The 16976-nt window shown below is 59.7% G+C and carries 11 protein-coding genes, 1 tRNA gene and 1 rRNA gene; 4 read left to right on the top strand and 9 right to left on the bottom strand.

The window, feature by feature from the left end:
• Window positions 1–11 precede the first annotated feature (11 nt).
• From AAAX34_RS07520 to AAAX34_RS07505, 4 genes are all read left to right on the top strand, one after another.
• Window positions 12–2462 carry a PTS transporter subunit EIIC gene (locus AAAX34_RS07520; protein ID WP_349110686.1) on the top strand — a complete coding sequence of 817 codons (2451 nt, stop codon included), beginning with the start codon at window positions 12–14 and terminating at the stop codon, window positions 2460–2462.
• Window positions 2463–2575: 113 nt separating this feature from the next.
• Complete coding sequence (locus AAAX34_RS07515) at window positions 2576–3601, top strand: polyprenyl synthetase family protein (protein WP_349110684.1); 1026 nt, start codon at window positions 2576–2578, stop codon at window positions 3599–3601.
• A gap of 138 nt (window positions 3602–3739) precedes the next feature.
• A complete protein-coding gene (locus AAAX34_RS07510; RefSeq protein WP_349110683.1) occupies window positions 3740–4645 on the top strand; it encodes a peptidoglycan-binding protein in 906 nt (301 codons plus the stop codon).
• Window positions 4646–4683: 38 nt separating this feature from the next.
• A tRNA-Gln gene (locus AAAX34_RS07505) sits at window positions 4684–4755 on the top strand.
• A 346-nt stretch (window positions 4756–5101) separates the two neighbouring features.
• Here the strand turns inward: AAAX34_RS07505 and AAAX34_RS07500 are convergent.
• From AAAX34_RS07500 to rrf, 9 genes are all read right to left on the bottom strand, one after another.
• On the bottom strand, window positions 5102–7273 hold the full coding sequence (locus tag AAAX34_RS07500; protein ID WP_349110681.1) for a hypothetical protein: 2172 nt from the start codon (window positions 7271–7273) through the stop codon (window positions 5102–5104).
• A gap of 183 nt (window positions 7274–7456) precedes the next feature.
• Window positions 7457–9346 carry a carbon starvation CstA family protein gene (locus tag AAAX34_RS07495; RefSeq protein WP_349110680.1) on the bottom strand — a complete coding sequence of 630 codons (1890 nt, stop codon included), beginning with the start codon at window positions 9344–9346 and terminating at the stop codon, window positions 7457–7459.
• Window positions 9347–9875: 529 nt separating this feature from the next.
• Window positions 9876–12260 (bottom strand): tRNA (adenosine(37)-N6)-threonylcarbamoyltransferase complex transferase subunit TsaD, encoded by a 2385-nt coding sequence (tsaD, locus tag AAAX34_RS07490; RefSeq protein ID WP_349110678.1) that lies wholly within the window; start codon window positions 12258–12260, stop codon window positions 9876–9878.
• Entirely contained in the window at window positions 12247–12753 is a 507-nt protein-coding gene (tsaE, locus tag AAAX34_RS07485) for a tRNA (adenosine(37)-N6)-threonylcarbamoyltransferase complex ATPase subunit type 1 TsaE (RefSeq protein ID WP_117735673.1), read from the bottom strand. Before tsaE ends, tsaD begins: the two co-directional genes overlap by 14 nt.
• Before the next feature lie 12 nt (window positions 12754–12765).
• Window positions 12766–13386 (bottom strand): uracil-DNA glycosylase, encoded by a 621-nt coding sequence (locus AAAX34_RS07480; RefSeq protein ID WP_006235848.1) that lies wholly within the window; start codon window positions 13384–13386, stop codon window positions 12766–12768.
• An 8-nt stretch (window positions 13387–13394) separates the two neighbouring features.
• Window positions 13395–14540, bottom strand: a complete 1146-nt coding sequence (gene alr, locus AAAX34_RS07475; protein ID WP_349110677.1) for an alanine racemase — start codon at window positions 14538–14540, stop codon at window positions 13395–13397.
• Window positions 14541–14542: 2 nt separating this feature from the next.
• Entirely contained in the window at window positions 14543–16159 is a 1617-nt protein-coding gene (locus tag AAAX34_RS07470) for an NAD(P)H-hydrate dehydratase (protein WP_349110675.1), read from the bottom strand.
• Window positions 16160–16699: a holo-ACP synthase gene (gene acpS, locus AAAX34_RS07465; protein ID WP_006235843.1), complete on the bottom strand. Its 540-nt coding sequence runs from the start codon at window positions 16697–16699 to the stop codon at window positions 16160–16162. It abuts the gene before it with no gap.
• 174 nt (window positions 16700–16873) lie between these two features.
• Window positions 16874–16976: ribosomal RNA gene (gene rrf / locus AAAX34_RS07460) — 5S ribosomal RNA — on the bottom strand; the annotation flags it as partial.

Genomic DNA, 16976 nt, shown 5'->3' with positions numbered 1-16976 from the left:
GAAGGCAGAACATGCTGCAAAAAATCCAACGCTTTGGCGGGGCAATGTTCGCGCCCGCCATGCTGTTTTCTATATCAGGCCTCATGGTCGGCGTCTCCGCTCTCGCAACGACTGCGGACATCGTCGGCGATCTCGCCGTATACGGAACCCCTTGGTACGCTTTTTGGACCATCATCCAGCGCGGCTCGTGGACGGTCTTTAAACGCCTCCCGCTCCTTTTTGCCGTAGCGCTGCCCATCGGTCTTGCCCAAAAACAACCGGCTCGTTGCTGCCTCGAGGCTCTCGTCGCCTATTTTGCCTACTGCTTCTTTTTGAGCGAGATCATTAAGCTGAGCGGAGACAATCTTGGACTTAAGTACCCGTCATCTTTGACCTCCGCCAGCGGTATCACCGTCATCGACGGCATCAAGACGCTCGACACCGGCATTATCGGCCCGCTGGCGGTATCGGCAACCGTCGTTGCCATCCATGACCGCTTCTACGATGCCAAGGTTCCCGATTGGCTCGGCACCTTCTCGGGCTCCTCGCTGGTCTACCTCATCAGCTTTTTTGCCGTGTTTGCCCTTGCCGCTATCTCGGCCGCCATCGTGCCCTCCGTATACGCAATGACCGAAACGCTGCGCCATGCACTTACGAGCGTCGGCCCCTTTGGCGTGGGCATCTTTGTGCTTTTGGAGCGAGCGCTCGAGCCCATGGGGCTGCACCACCTGCTCTACATGCCGATCTACTACGACAACCTGGTCATTAACGACGGCATCTACGCCACGTGGAGCAGCTTGCTCCCCATCCTCTCCCATAGCACGCGCCCCCTTAATGAACTTGCGCCGTGGGCCGGTTTTACCGCCACCGGCTGGGTCAAGCTCTTTGGCCTTCCCGCCATCGCAGCCGCGTTCTACTCCACCGCAAAACCAGAGCGCCGCGCCGGCCTTAAGGTCATCCTTTTGCCCGCCATCGTCGCCTCGGTGGTTTGCGGCGTTACCGAGCCACTCGAGCTTCTCTTTATGTTCACCCACCCCGGGCTCTTTTTGCTCTACGCCGTCTTATCGTCTTGCCTTGCCACAACCATGAATCTCTTTGGCATCGTCGGCATCTTCTCGGGCGGCTTGATTGAGATGGCAGCCTTCAACTTTATTCCGCTCATGCGCACGCATGCCGGTGCCTATCTTTTGGCGCTCGGTATCGGCCTTGCCTTTAGCCTCATCTTTTTTGTTAGTTTTCGAGCACTCATCTTGGTCTATGACCTTAAGACGCCGGGCCGCGAGGATCATGTTGCCAATCGCGCGGCAATCGATCGTTTAACGGAAAGCGGCTTTGCCAAAGAGCAATCTCCCAATGACGAGGTCAATAGTCGATCCGATCAAGATCACGTCCTCGCTGAGCGGGTAATTCAGCTTTTAGGTGGCGTTGGCAATATTGTGGGCGCAACCAACTGCGCCACGCGCCTGCGCGTCGAGGTCGCAGACCCTTCCATCGTTGCAGATAACGCGTCGTTTGTCGCGGTGGGCGCCAAGGGCCTCATCATTACGGACAAGACCGCCCAGGTGGTCATCGGCATCTCCGTTCCCCGCGTTAAAGAGCATTTTGACCAGATCATGGGCCTCGAGCCGGAATTTGTGCCCACCGCCTCGGCCTCCCCCGCCGCCAGCGCAGCCCATAAGCGCGGCGATATTTGCTTCTTCGATATCGACGGAACGCTCGCCTGGCAAGACCCCAGGCTCGCCCAAGACCTTCCCGAAGACGAGCGGGACCTCTCCCCCTATCCCAACGAGGCGGTCTCGCAGGCCATCCGCGAGTTTGTCGCCAACGGCAACATGGCCTTTATCTGCACGGGACGCACCCTGAGCTGCATCCACCCCAAACTTCTTGAGCTGCCCTGGACCGGCATCGTCTGTCTTGCGGGCGGTTACGCCGAGATCAACGGACACGCAATTCGCGATCTGTCGATGACGCCCAGTATGCTGCAGCGTCTTGCCCCCTACCTTGAGCAATCGGGCGAGGTCATCCGCTTTGAGGGCCTCAACGGCGTCGTGCGCATGAGTGCCGATGCCCCCGATGCCCCCGGATACGCGCGCACCCTGGGCGACGCAGTCACGCAGCTGCAACATTACAGTGTCTACAAGATCTTGATGTCTACATCGCTCGCCAACCGCATCGCCCAAGATAAGGCACTTGAGCCGCTGCTGTGCTTTAACGAGCTCGAACTCGAGGTAACCGAAATCTCGCCCCGCGAATGCACGAAGCGCGGGGGCATCCAGTCTGTACTCGATGCCCTCGATCCCCACCACGGAACCGTATACGGCATCGGCGACGCCAGCAATGACGTCTCGCTGATGAACGCCGTCGATGTCGGTATCGCCATGGGCAATGCGCCGGACTATCTCAAGGATAAGGCCGATTACGTGACCGACACCGTCGATCACGACGGTGTCGTTGCGGCGCTCGAGCATTTTAGGCTGATTTAGGCGCGCTCCATCAAACGCACGCCCGTTGTCCTAAATCGCCAAAACTGCCGCGCCAAACGCCCTGATGTGGCAATATGTTGTCTGCATATTGCACCAATGCAACCTCAGAAAGAATGCGAGAACCCGTGTCCAGTCCGTTTACCAGCTTTTTAGCCCAGCACTTTGACCAGATTAACGACTATCTGGCCACGTTCTTTGACGGACAGGCGACCTCTGCCGATATCGAGCGCTACCTGTACGCGCCGCTCTCGGCTTTTACGGCCAACGCCGGCAAGCGCCACCGCCCGCTTATCTGCATGCTCGCCGCAACCGCAGTGGGCGGTAGCTTTGAGAGTGCCCGCAGCGCTGCGGCAGCCATCGAGCATTTCCAGTCGGGCGCGCTGATCCACGACGACATCGCCGACAACGGACAGCTTCGTCGAGGCAAGCCCTGCATGCACCTTACCGAGGGCACGGGGCTTGCCATCAATTGTGGCGACCTGGCGCTCACCATGGTCACCAAGACCGTTCTCGACGACCCCACGCTGGAGTCCGACGTGAAGCTGCGCGTGCTCCACGAGCTAACCGAGATGATCGTCCGCACCATCGAGGGTCAAGCGCTCGACCTGGGTTGGGTCCGTGACGGGCGCTTTGATATCTCGGTTGATGACTACCTGGACATGGCGACGCACAAGACCGCGTTTTACAGCGGAGCCACGCCGCTTGCCGCCGGAGCCATTATCGGCGGCGGCAGCGATGAGCAAATCGAAGCGCTGCGCGCCTTTGGCCTGCACACGGGCCTTGCCTTTCAGATTCAGGACGACCTGCTCAACCTTGTCGGCGCTAAGGAAGCCGCCAACAAGGACTTCCGCACCGACATCACCGAGGGCAAGCGCACGCTTGTCGCCGTACACGCCCTCTCTGATGAGCGCCACCACGACGAGGTCGAGGCGATTCTTTCCTCGGGTACCGATGATCCCGCGCAGCTCGCACGCGCCGTGGAGATCTTTCAGGAAACCGGCTCCATCGATTACGCCCACACTTACGCGCTCGACCTGACCGCTAAGGCCAAAGCGGCCATCGAGAACGTTGAGCTTGATCCGCACGCACGCGAGCTGTTCCTCTCCATGGCAGATTTCTTTGTGGAGCGCCTTAACTAACGGGGGTTATAAAACCTGTCAGCAGCGTATTTAGGCACAACTTGCTACACTGTTGAGTGCATGTTTATGCATCCCTTTGCGTTGTCTATCCGACAGACGCTCAAATAGTACGAATGGTACGCCGAAAGGGGTTCGTTCATGGAACCTATTACAACGGGCATGCAAGGAGCAGCCGTCGAGGACGTGCAGTCTCGTCTCCTGCAGCTCGGCTACACGATTGATGCCGCCGAAGTCACCGACAAGTACTTTGGAGCCACCACTGAGCAGGCCGTCAGCACCTTCAGGCTCGACAGCGGCCTTGCTGCCGGTCATGCCGTCGATATCCCCTGTTGGAGCGCCCTTGTAGACGCTTCGTATAAGCTGGGCGACCGCACCCTCTATCTGCGCATGCCCAATTTCCATGGCGCCGATGTGCAGGCCCTGCAGCGCGCTCTCAACGTTTTGGGCTTTGCCTGTGGCGAAGACGACGGCTACTTTGGCCCGCATACCGAGGCCGCCCTGCAGCAGTTCCAGGAAAATGTCGGCCTGTTTGCCGACGGCATGGCCTTCCAGGACACCTACGCCTACATCAACCGCCTGCACCATGTGTGGGAGGGCAAGCCCTCGGTCACCGAAGCCGAGTCCCGCATCGGTTTTGCTCGCGCCGCCAACGTGCTCGAGCGCTTCCAGATTGCCGTTATCGGCGAGGACCCCATCGCACGCAGTGTTGCGTCGCGCATGTGGAATATCGCCACGGCAACGACCGACAACAGCGGCATGATGCTCTGCGACTCCGAGGTCCCAACCGACGTTGACCTGGTGCTCGAGATCGCAAGCGACGAGCTGCCCGCCGACGCCGCACCGCGCGCCACGATCGCCCTCGCCGAGTGCCACAACCTGGTCCAGCGCATCCGCACTGCCAATGTCGCCGCACAGCAGAAGCCGGCACGCATTCGCATTGAGCTCACGGGCATGACGCGCTACAACGGCACCTTCACGGCCAGCGACGCGCAGACACTCGCCGTACGCCTGCTCGATGGCGTTTGCGATGCCCTCGCAGATTAGGTAAACTAAACGAGTTGCTTTTGGGCAACACCACACATTGGGACGTAGTTCAACGGTAGAACTCCGGTTTTTGGTGCCGGCTGTTGGGGGTTCGAATCCCTCCGTCCCAGCCCTTAAGAACACAGCGCTCCAGGCCCTTATGAACCTGGAGCGCTTTCTTGTGGGCAAGCGGAGGAATTCGAACCCGCAAGGGTGCGGAGCTGAGGAAACGCGAAGGCGCCCCAAGCCCATTAGGACCAAGAGCGCCTAACATCAAGAAAATATCAGCCCCGTTCCGAAAAGCGAGCCGCATGCAACAACCAGGTAACCACAGGCCCCGGGAGAGCGGGGACACCGGCTTAGGTTTATCGCGAGTTCCGCACGAACAGGAGGCCACTTAATGTGGCCTCCGTCGTGAGCAGGACTGTAGAGCAGGAAACCTAAGCCGGTGTCCCCGCTCTCCCGGGGCCGAACGCCCTAGTTGTTGAGCATGCGGTCGAAGCTTCCCGAGTCGCCATCCCGATAGTCTGCGGTCATCAGAATCTCCTGCGGAATGCGCCCGCCCTCGCGCAGCACGTTGCGGAACTGCACGCGCGTAACCATGGGCAGATCCTTGATCGTCGCCGCCAGGTTCTGCGGCACGCCCTGGTTGGCAGCCGCGGGCTCGCACTCGCCGCCGGCCTTCACGCGACGCTTATGCTCGGCGAGCATGGCGCGGTACATGCCGGCATGCAGGCGAATCTCAACCACATTGGCATTGCGAGTCTGCTCGACAATGCGCGCGCCCTCGCGATCGATATCGCCTACGTAGTAGACGTAGTTAAAGCGATAGCCAATCTCGGCCAGATAATCGTCCAGGGCATGCGAGACGCTCGCCTTGCATCCGCCGCCAAAAATCACGCCGCCCACCTTGATGCCAAAGAGCTTGGCGTGCTTGCGGCCACGCAGCAGCTTGACGATCTCGTCGTAGGTGTCCAGGTTCTCGACCATAATGAACGGCTTGTCGGCGCCCAGCGTAAAGAAGCCCGTAAAATGCACGGGGCGATTGGGGGCGACCTTGATCGCCTGCATGCTGATGCCCTTTTCGGTCATACGCCTGATCAGGCGCTCACCGTGCTTGCCGTCAAAAGCCTTCTCGTCGTTAAAGATCTGGTAGGCACGCTGGCGGCGCGAGGCAACCGGCGTATCGGCACCTCGATTCTGCTCGATCCAAGCCTGGATGATTGCGATTTCCTCGGCAATCTTGCGGTTGGACATCTCGTTGTGCTGAGTGCGCTGCGGAGCCTTTTTGCCGTCCTTGCCCTCGACCTTTACGATCTGTGTCTGCTGCTCCTTGATCTTAGAGAGCGCCGTAGGCGTAGGGACAACCTTGAGCAGCTGCCTGCCTAAAACGCGGGCAAGGGCAAACGCCGAGACCTCACCGTGAACGGCCGACTTGGGCTGCTGGTCAGCAGTATCTGCTGCGGTAGACTCCGGCTTCTTCTGAGACTTGCGCTTAGAATCGCCTTGGGAATTGCGCTCGCGCTTCGGCATAGGCGCCTGCTTCTGCGGACGATCGGACTTGCTCTCCTTCGCCGCCTGGCGCTTAGGCTGCCCCGAAGAAACCTCGACCTTCGCATCCTCGTCCTGCGGCGTGGTCTTCTCGGCTGCAGTCTCGGCATGGGAACTGCGGCCCCCACGATGGCGGCGGCGGCGAGGCTTGCTCGACGCGCCCTGCTCCGCCTGCTCATCAGTAGGCTGCTGGCCCTTGGCCTCGGCATCAACCTCAAGCTGCGGCTCAACAGGCTTTTGCTCGCGAGCCGCCGGCTCAACGGCCTTCTCGTCCTGGGTGGTCGAAACCGACTCGCCCTTCTCCTGATGCTTTACGGGATACGCGCGTCCCGCAAAACCGCGGCCGGGACGACACGAACCTGGAGCCTTCTTGGCAGACTCTTCAACATCGTCTGCAACCTCAGAAGACTCTTCAACCTCACGCGCGGCATCCTGCTGTGCAGTCTTAAAGTGAGCACCGCGACGACGCTTGGGCTCTTGGGCCTCCACGGGCTTTTGCTCCCTCGCGGGCTTCTGCGACTCGGCAGCAACCTCGGTCTCAACAGCCTCAGCATCCGTCTCACCCTTTTGAGCAACGGCGCGACGGAAGCGCTCCTGCTGGGCGCGGCGCTGCGCATCGCGCTTGCCACTCCCGCCAAAACCGCCGCGGCCGGCCTTGGCCGTAAAGGCGCGAACGACGCTCTCGTCAAGCAGCTCGTCGGTATCGACATGCTCGCGCGGAGCCGTTTCCACCGAAGCGGGCGCCTCGACAACGTCCTCGACGGCCTCTTCGGCAACCTCGACGGGCCGCTCCTGGGCATCGTTAATCTCGGCATTGATGGTATAGAACGCCGGGCGCCCGTTAATGCCGCTACCCTCGATCTTGGTCACGATCTTTGCCGCGATAAGCTCATCGCGCATCGCCTTGGTGTCGCACTCCTTATCGACGGAGCGGAAAATCTGCGCCAGCGCACTCGACTTAATCTTGAGCGCCTTGCGGCAAAGCAGGTCGTAGGCAACCAGCTTGGCACGCTCAGCAGAAAGCGACGTCTGGCTGCTCAGGCGCTCAGCCAGAGCATCGACATTTTGTTGGTTATCGGAATATACCGTCTTGGCCACGGGGCCCCTTTCATATGCACACATATACGTTTATATGGTACAACGCGCGCCCTTATCCACGCAAAACATCTGCGAGAACACTCGAGCGTCACCCGCTTTTGCATGAAAAAAGACCGAGCCCGCGAAGTCGCGGACCCGGTCTTTCCGAGTCATATAGATGTGACGTTCAACTCGTCAGGTCGACTAAGCCTTGGCGGCCTCGGCGTCGACAGGAGCCTCGGCAGCAGCAGCGCGGCCATACTCGGCCTTGCCCATCTCGGACCACTCGGGCTCCTCGTCGGGCATGGAGCCAGCCTCCTTGCCGAAGAACTCCTTGAGGCAGTTGACGGCGACGATGAGGCCCAGGACCATCAGCAGGACAGCGAAGACAAGCTGCAGGCCCTTGGTGGCGGCGACGGAGACGGCGGCCGTGGTGGCGGTAGCCGGGATGGTACCGAAGAAACCGTAGGCCTGGACGGCGGTCATGCAGCCCATGGCACTCTGAACCAGCGAGGTGAAGGTGCAGCAGAGCAGGAAGGCGACGGGCACGTAGAGCATCCAGCCCTTGCGGCCGGTGCACTTGCAGAACACGGCGAGGGTGATCATAGTCATGCCACCGAGCAGCTGGTTGGAAGCACCAAAGAGCGGCCAGATGTTGGCATAGCCACCAAAAGCGAGGGCGAGACCAGGAAGCAGGGTGACGACCGTGGCGAACCAGGGGTTGCCGAGGACCTTCATGTAGCCGGCCTGGGACTCGATGGCCAGGGCGTCGTTGGTCTGGGCAAAGAACTCGGAGAACGAGGTGCGGGCGATGCGGGCGACAGCGTCGAGCGAGGTCAGGGCCAGAGCGGAGACGTTCATGGTCATGAAGACAGTAGCGAGCGTGCCGTCAACACCGAAGGCCTGCATGCCGCGGGAGATGCCAGCGGCGAAGATCTGGAACGGGGTGGAAGCGACACCGGCGTTGAGGGCGCCGGTACCGGCGGTGTTCATGTCGGAGAACATGATGCCGGCGACGATGATGGCAAGGATGCCGACGAAGGACTCGACGATCATGGCGCCGTAACCGACCTTGACGGCGTCCTGCTCCTTCTCGACCTGCTTAGAAGAGGTGCCGGAAGAAACGAGGCTGTGGAAACCGGAGAGAGCACCGCAAGCGACGGAGACGAACAGGACCGGGAACATCATGCCGGAGGCAGTGGAGAAGCCGGTGAAGACCGGAGCGGTCATCGTAGCCTGACCGTTGACGCCCAGGACGACGATGCCGAGGACAGCGCAGACGATCATGACGATCATCATGATGGAAGTGAGGTAGTCACGCGGGGTCTTGAGCATCTGGATGGGCATAGCGCCAGCGAAGACCAGGTAGACCATGACGACGGCGAACCACTGGAACTTATCCAGGTAGACCGGGAACTGCATACCGACGGCGAACATGAGAACCATGAGGACAACGCCGGTGACGAACTCGGCAGCGCCGGTGAGGTTGAACTTCTTCTGGGCCCAACCAAAGGCGATAGCGACGAAGGTGAACAGGATGGAGATGGTACCAGCGCAGCCGGCGGCATAGGACTTGGTGAAGTCGATGGCACCGGTAGCAGCACCAGAAGCGTCAACGGCCGGGGTGAACATGAACGTCTTGCAGACCATGTCGGTGAAAGCGGCGATGACGATGATGCAGAACAGCCAGCAGAACAGCAGGAACAGGCGACGGCCGGTCTTGCCGATGTACTTCTCGATGAGCTGAGCGAGCGACTTGCCGTTGTTCTTCATCGAAGCGTACAGGGCACCAAAGTCGTGGACGGCACCAAAGAAGATGCCGCCGACGAGGACCCAGAGCACGACGGGCAGCCAGCCAAAGGCCATGGCGACGATCGTACCCGTGACAGGGCCAGCACCGCAGATCGAGCTGAACTGGTGCGAGAACGCGGTGAAGGCGGAGACGGGCGAGAAGCTCTTGCCGTCCTTCATGCGCTTGGCCGGCGTGAGGGCCTCTTTGTCAACGCCCCACTTGTTGGCCAGCCAGCGGCCATAGCCCAGATAGCCGCAGGCGAGCACCGCCGCGGCCACAACCATGAGCAAAACTCCGTTCATTACATTTCCTCCTCTAAAAAGAACTTCCTAGACATAAAAAATGAGGGCCGTCGGTTGCGCTCGACGGCCCTCATCTTTATCAGCCGCCCGTTATCGTACGGGCTAGCTGTATGTGCTAACCCGCATCAGATAATTACTACGCTGATAATGTTTAGCTGATGCGTGAACATGTCTAAGAAATCCTCTTCAATCATGATGCGAACGATCCGTGCGTGTTCACATCCCCCAGTGGTTGAAAAGGAGTATGAAACTTTAGTTACCTAAAGTCAACGCAAATTTGTAATGAGTTTTCAACTTTTTTGGATTTCTCGGTATAAAACGCCACTGACCTCGGACTTTACCCCACGACAGTTTTTGCATGAGAGATGCCCCTGAGAGCCGTGGGAGCCGGGCGGAGGGGCCGGATATAAGGTTTATCGCGAGTTCCGCACGCAAAGAAGGCCACTTAATGTGGCCTTCGTCTTGCGCAGGACTGTAGAGCAGGAAACCTTATATCCGGCCCCTCCGTCCGGGGACCGCGCCGTACCAGCTACAGCGTCATGTTCGGATCGGCGTCGACATCGAACGGCGAGATTTCACCTCGGTCGAATTTACGGCGGGCGACCTCCGCGATCATGGCTGCGTTATCGGTACAGGCAGACAAGGGCGGCACCGTTACGCGAATCCCCTGACGCCCAAGCTTCTTGATCATCATCTCGCGCAGATGCGGGTTGGCCGAGACGCCGCCACCGATGCAGTATTCCTTGCATCCGGTAGCGTGCAATGCGTTTTTGGCCTTCTTGTACTGCACGTCAAAGACAGCCGCCTCAAACGAAGCCGCCAGATCGGGCAGGTGAATCGTGCGCCCGGCTTTGGTCTCTTGCTCGATGTAGAGCGTCACCGCCGTCTTGAGGCCCGAAAGCGAGAAACGATAGTCTCCCCTGCTGTTAAGCGCGCGGGGAAAATCGATCGCCTTGGGGTTGCCTGTCTCGGCCAGCTTGGAGATGATGGGGCCACCGGGATAGCCCAGACCCAACGCCTTGGCTACCTTGTCGAAGGCCTCGCCCACAGCATCGTCGAGTGTCTCACCAAGCACCTCGTAGTCGCCCCATGCCTTCACGTGCACGAGCATGGTGTGCCCGCCCGAGACAAGCGTGAAGATGAACGGCGGCTTGAGGTCGGGCTGCGCTAGCAAGTTGGCAAACAGGTGCCCCTCCAGATGGTTGACGCACACGAGCGGCTTGCCGGCAGCGTAGGCAAAGCCTTTGGCGAAGGCGACGCCAACCACGAGCGCGCCCACCAGGCCCGGACCCTGTGTCACGCCCACGGCGGCAAGCTCGCTGGGGGCAATGGCTCCACCCTCAAGACCAAGCGATGCTGCGGCATCCTCGAGCGCCGCATCCACGACACTCACAATCACCTCAACGTGTTTGCGCGAGGCGATCTCGGGCACCACGCCGCCAAAACGGGCATGGAAATCAATCTGCGTCGACACCTGGTTGGCCAGCATATTGCCATCCGCATCGATAATCGCCACGGCCGTCTCGTCGCAGGAACTCTCGATAGCGAGCACTAGGCGGCGGCGTTCAATTTCGGCACGCTCCCCCTCGGAGCGCCCGGGCGCAGGCAGCGGCCATACGCGCTGCTCTGCCGCCGTCGGCTCGGGCGAAGCATTGTCGACCGGAAGCACGAGGGGCAGCGGAGCCGTCATGACGATGGCATCCTTGCCGGCACCATAGTAGCCGCGGCGACGGCCAGCCTCGGTAAAGCCCAGGGCGGCATAGAGTGCAATTGCGCCCTCGTTGCCGTCCTCAACCTCAAGCGAAGCCGTGGTGCAGCCGAGCATCTGCGCGTCATAGCTCACGTGCGACAGAAGCTTGCGGGCGATACCCTCACGGCGATGAGTCGGATCGACGGCAACGTCCATAATCTGCACGTCCCCGTCGACGACCATGCCGCCGGCAAGACCCAGCAACTGACCGTCGTCGTGCGCCACCCACCAGCTACGCGGAGCGGCAGCGTCCTCGCCCAGCTCGGACAAGAACATGCCCGGCGTCCACGCCTCGTGTCCGGCGCCTTCAAAGCAGGCGGTCTCCAGTGCGCTCGCGCCCTCGGCATCCGCCGCGCCCATGGGGCGGAATTGCAGATGACGCCCAGCGAGCTCGTCGGCAACACCTGTCACCTCACTCTGCGCGCTCTCGGCAAGGCCCAGGCGCTTGCGCTCGTTTTCCTCGGCGTCCGAAAGGCGCGTGTAGATCGGCAAGACGCGAGCGGGATCGCCATCGCCTGCGGTGTGCGCCATCAGCAGGCCCTCGCCCGAGGGCCACCACAGGCCTCGCTCCACGCAGCGTGCCGTCTCGTCCTCACCCAGCAGCTTGCCATAGCGCACGAGACCGTCACCGGTCAGCTGAACCTGGTCCCAGTCCGCTGCTCGGCGCCACTCATCGAGCGCCACGGCGGCCTTGACCACGTGTTCGCGCTCAAATTGACGCTCGGGACCCTCATCGCCCAGCATATACAGTGCCGGATATACCTCACCGCGCATGGCATCGGCCAAGATACCAAGCTTGCCGCGCACGCCAGCCTTCCACGCCGTCCAAGCGCAAGCGTCGAGCGTCGACACGCCCAGCAGTGGAACATTGGCACCGCGCGCGAGGCCCTTGGCAGTGGAGATGCCGATGCGCACACCCGTAAACGACCCCGGGCCGCGGCCGACCACGTAGTAACCAACATCGCTGCGATCCAGACCGGCTTGAGCCAGCACGCCATCAACGGTATTCACGAGCTCAACGTTGGCGTGACGGCGACACATGTGGTCGCCACTCACGAGCTTCGTCTCGCCCGTCTGCCCATCAATCCAGCTTGCCGCGCAGGCAAGCATGTCGGTCGAGGTATCGAGCGCCACCACCAGCGCGTTGTCGTTATGCAAGCTCATCTTGTACAGCCTTATCAATCAAATGGGAAAGCTCCATTGCGCGGTCACCGTGTGCCTCGAGCGTTATCGTTCGCACATCGCTGTCGCCCTCATCACGCTTGAGCGTCACCGAAAGATACTCATCCGTCAGCTCGTCCTGGAATTGTTCGCCCCATTCCAGCAAGCAAGCACCCTCATAGCCCAGCACATCGAAAATGCCCGTATCCTCGAGCTCGTAGGCATGCTCCAGGCGGTATAGATCAAAGTGAAACAGCGGAATACGACCTTGATCGTGAACGGCCATGAGCGCAAACGTAGGGCTCGTAACCATATGCTCATCGCCCAGCCCGCGCGAGACGCCCTTGGTAAAGTGAGTTTTGCCCACTCCCAGGCCACCGGTCAGGATGAGCACATCGCCGTCCTCAAGGCACGGTGCAATTAGCTCGCCAAAGTACTCCGTATCGGCAGCGCAAGTCGTTTTGTAAGTACCTACCCCCAGGCGCTCCAGGGACATATATGCTCCTTATTATTCCGAGGCGTCCTCTGGTGCGGGATGTCGCTCCAGATAGTCGCCCAGCATCTTAAAGTCTTCCTCCAGCAGCTCCTGCCACGCCGGATTGCGCAGCGCTGCTGCCGGATGGAACGTGGGCATTACTACAAAATGCCCCATCTGGTGGAACCTGCCGCGCAGCTTAGTAATGCCAATCTCGGTCTTAAGCACAAAGTGCGTCGCGGGGTTGCCGAGCGTCACGATAATATCGGGCCAGATGCTTCGAATCTGCTCACGCAAAAACGGCGAGCAAGCCAGCACTTCCTCGGGACGCGGATTGCGGTTTCCCGGCGGGCGGCACTTAAGTACGTTGGCAATGTAGACGTCTTCGCGTTTAAGACCCGCCAGGGACAAAATGCCGTTGAGGTCTTCACCCGCCGCCCCCACAAAGGGTTCGCCCTGCAAATCCTCATTGCGGCCCGGCGCCTCACCGATAAACATCACGCGAGCGCGGGGGTTTCCCACGCCAAACACGATATTGTGACGCGACTGGTAGAGCTGGCAGAGGTGACAATCGCCCAGAACGGCCTCAATTTCCTCGAGTGCGACCTCACGTGGTGCCTGATGGGTATGGCCGGGGATGTGCATGACGCCCATAGCGGCTCCTACACGTAGACCTTGTCGAGACGCATGCCAAAGCCGCAGGCGACCTCGTAGTTAATCGTTCCGCGCAGTCGGGCCATCTCGTCCATAGTGATCTCGGCATCGCCATCGCGGCCGACAATAATCATCTCGTCACCATACTCGGCCTCGGGAATCTCGTGTGCCGGGTTGGACTGAATGGCGACCATAAACTGGTCCATGCAGATATTGCCAACCTGATGCACACGCTCGCCGCGATACAGCACATCCATACGATTGGAAAGCGTACGCGATAGGCCATCGGCATAACCGATCGGCAGCGTGCAGATCTGAACGCGCGTACGCGGTACGCGGTAGGTAAAACCGTAGCCCACGCCCTCACCCATCGCAGGGTGTGCCACGCGCGTCACACGCGCATGGACGCTCATAACGGGATCAAGCTGCATCACGCGGCCACTCAGCTCGCACGGCTGCATGCCATACAAGCCAACGCCGGCGCGGATCATATCAAAATGCATCGAGGGGTCGAGCATCGAGGACGGCGTGTTGGCACAATGCACGATACCGCACTCAAAACCCGCATCCTTAATGGCCTGAACGGCCTCGGTAAAGCGCTGACACTGCAGCTTGTAGTCCCAGCCCGAAGGTTCATCGGCCGTGGCGAAGTGCGTAAATACGCCGTCGCACTGAATACCGCGATGGAAATTTATACCGCGGACAAAGTCGAGCACCTGCGTGTAGTGAACGCCGATACGATTCATGCCCGTCTCGATGGCGAGATGATACTTGCCCACTTTGCCCGCCGCGACGGCACATTCGCCATACGCAAGAGCAAAGTCAGACGTATAGACCGAAGGCATGATATCAAACTCGAGCAACGTCGGAATGACCTCGATAGGCGGCTCGCTTAGGATGAGGATGGGTTTCGTAATCCCGCCCTGTCGGAGCTCAACGCCCTCGTTAACCGTCGCCACGGCAAACATGTCGGCACCGGCCGAATACATGATCTTGGCGCACTCAACAGCTCCATGGCCATAAGCATCGGCCTTGACCACGCAGCACAGGCGCTGACGTGGATTCAGCAAGTTCTTATAGGCCCTCGTGTTGCGACGGAGCGCCCCGCGGTCGATCTCGACCCAGGACCAGCGCGTCAAATCGGCTTTATTCATGATTAGTCATCCGACCCTTCGTCCATGATTCCCAGATCTTCGAGCGCATCCTTTGCCGCCAGTTCCATGGCCGGACCGATCAAGTCGATAAGATCGGTCGCGATGACGCTCTTCTCACCATACTCCGTCGCCGCGGCAAAACCGGCGTAGCTGTGAAGTGCGACGGCGTACGAATACAGCAACTCCCAACGATCCATCTCGTCGCGCATGGTGGCAAGCGTGCCGGCCAAAATACCCGCGAGGACATCACCCGAACCGGCAGTTGCCAGAGAAGCCGGACCCGAGAGCGGCAGCAGCACACGCTCAACGCCACAGATAGCCGTCGTCGGCCCCTTGGCAATGACCACCAGATTGTCAGAGCCTGCAGCCCAGACAACCTTCTGCGCGGCTGCAATCGCAGTACCAAGGTCGTTCACCTCGTCACCGGCAACCAGACGCGAAAGTTCACGATAGTGCGGCGTCATAACCAACGGCTGCTCGCGACGATACATCTCGGGATTACTATCAATACCGTCAATGGCAATCTTAGCAAGGCAGTTGAGTGCATCGGCGTCCAAGATAAGCGGCACATCAAGCGCGAGCAAGCCCGAAACCACCTGCATAGCGCCGGCAGATGTCGTCATACCGGGACCGCACAGTACACAGCTGTACTTCTTTGCAATCTCGCACACCGTCATGCGCGCAGCGGCGCCAAAGGAGCCGCGGGAATCAGACGGAATAGCAAAGACGGGAATCGAAGGAAGTGCCATGCGAATAAGATTGGCGCAGGCGTCAGGAGCCGCGACTGCCACGTAACCAGCACCCGCGCGAGCTGCAGACTTGGCCGCCATAATGGCAGCACCAGGATATTGCGCAGATCCGGCGACAATAAGCACAGAGCCACGGGAATACTTATCGATATTCGTAGGTAGTGGGGCAAAGTAATCAACTAAGTCACCGGGCTCGACAATCTCGGCGGCGTGGTCGACATCATCGATGACCTCGTCAAGACGGTCGTAAAGATTGCCGCAGATCAAATCGCCAGCATACTCAGGACCATCAGCGCTATACAGACCAATCTTGGGCGCAATCATCGTCACCGTATGCTCGGCACGAATGCAGTCGTCATCAACAACGCCCGTCTCGGCATTCAGGCCCGAGGGAACATCAATGGATACGACACAATCGGCGCATTCATTGACCGTAGGAATCCAGATGGAGAACGGCGCACGCAGATTTCCATGGAAACCGGTACCAAAAATGGCATCGACAACAACATCGGCCTTATCGATCAAAACCTCGAGTTCGTCACGCGAAGGGCCGACGCAAACGTGCACATCGCGGCCGGCAGTACGACGAGCAACATGACGTGCCAGAGCAGCAGGAATCTCATCCGGTTCAACCGGAGAAACGATATCCACGTCCACACCCTTATGGCTCAGGATATCGGCGGCAACCCAACCGTCGCCGCCATTATTACCAAAACCGACCAGAACGAGAACCCGATCGGGATTGAGCTTCAAGACCTCGTTGGCGGCAAACTCACCCGCTAGCTCCATAAGCTCGGCCTTCGAAGTCCCTTCGCGTTCAATGATATCCTCGAGACGAACGACTTCTTCGGTACTCAAAACCGGTTTCATCTATGCTCCTAGCGTATCTTGCGAAGCATCGCCCAGGTGCTCCGTCAATGCTGAATTCTGCAGCTGCTCAAGCTCATCTAAAACAGAGCGAGCCTCTTTAAATGTCTGCGCTACGCGTTTCTTGGTACTCACCTTTTCCTCTTTTGGCTTAGGCCGAGCATCTTCGGTAATCGCGATGGCATTCGCAACGGCTAAGTCTCCTGTAAGCGTAATGGAAAGAGCGACCTCAACAACACCCAGCTCTTGAGCGATCTCAAGAGCACGGCCCGAAAGCAGCGCCTTCGGTTTGCCGAGTTTATCACGCGTAACCGAAACATCCTTGCGACCAACGCCTTGACTAAAACCCGTGCCGAGAGCTTTAAGTACCGCCTCGCGCGAAGCAAAGCGGCTGGCATAGTGAGCAGCGGGGCGCGATGATGCATCGCAATACGCACGCTCTTCTTCGGTAAACACACGCCGAGCAAACGACGGCGTCTTTTCAAGAATTGATTTCATACGGGAAATCTCGACGATATCAACGCCGATACCAGCTTCAGCCATGTTCACCTCCATATCGCACAGACTAAGTTATTGTAGCCCGTTCACAGAAGATGCGACAAACGAGGGTTATAAAACACAGCTACTATGTGAGACAAAAGCCCGTAAACGCAAAAAGGGGGAGGCCGCGAGGCCTCCCCCCTCTCCATCTCGGATGACGGCTCGGTGCCGTCCACCGGTCAGCGGCGCCCTGGCCTCCCACGGGCTGACCCCGCAGTACTCTCGGCGCGATGGGGCTTAGCTTCCGGGTTCGGAACGGGACCGGGCGTGCCCCCCATGC

The organism is Collinsella sp. CLA-ER-H4 (genome assembly GCF_040092395.1).
GTDB lineage: Bacteria > Actinomycetota > Coriobacteriia > Coriobacteriales > Coriobacteriaceae > Collinsella.
The sequence above is the reverse complement of the archived record's forward strand: the minus strand, read 5'-3'. Positions and strand labels throughout refer to the sequence as shown.

What these genes read in the sequence shown, in the direction of transcription:
- AAAX34_RS07520 (WP_349110686.1), top strand. Translation starts at nt 12, where the DNA reads ATGCTGCAAAAAATCCAACGCTTTGGCGGGGCAATGTTCGCGCCCGCC.
- AAAX34_RS07515 (WP_349110684.1), top strand. Translation starts at nt 2,576, where the DNA reads ATGCGAGAACCCGTGTCCAGTCCGTTTACCAGCTTTTTAGCCCAGCAC.
- AAAX34_RS07510 (WP_349110683.1), top strand. Translation starts at nt 3,740, where the DNA reads ATGGAACCTATTACAACGGGCATGCAAGGAGCAGCCGTCGAGGACGTG.
- AAAX34_RS07495 (WP_349110680.1), bottom strand. Translation starts at nt 9,346, where the DNA reads ATGAACGGAGTTTTGCTCATGGTTGTGGCCGCGGCGGTGCTCGCCTGC.
- tsaD (WP_349110678.1), bottom strand. Translation starts at nt 12,260, where the DNA reads ATGAGCTTGCATAACGACAACGCGCTGGTGGTGGCGCTCGATACCTCG.
- tsaE (WP_117735673.1), bottom strand. Translation starts at nt 12,753, where the DNA reads ATGTCCCTGGAGCGCCTGGGGGTAGGTACTTACAAAACGACTTGCGCT.
- AAAX34_RS07480 (WP_006235848.1), bottom strand. Translation starts at nt 13,386, where the DNA reads ATGGGCGTCATGCACATCCCCGGCCATACCCATCAGGCACCACGTGAG.
- alr (WP_349110677.1), bottom strand. Translation starts at nt 14,540, where the DNA reads ATGAATAAAGCCGATTTGACGCGCTGGTCCTGGGTCGAGATCGACCGC.
- AAAX34_RS07470 (WP_349110675.1), bottom strand. Translation starts at nt 16,159, where the DNA reads ATGAAACCGGTTTTGAGTACCGAAGAAGTCGTTCGTCTCGAGGATATC.
- acpS (WP_006235843.1), bottom strand. Translation starts at nt 16,699, where the DNA reads ATGGCTGAAGCTGGTATCGGCGTTGATATCGTCGAGATTTCCCGTATG.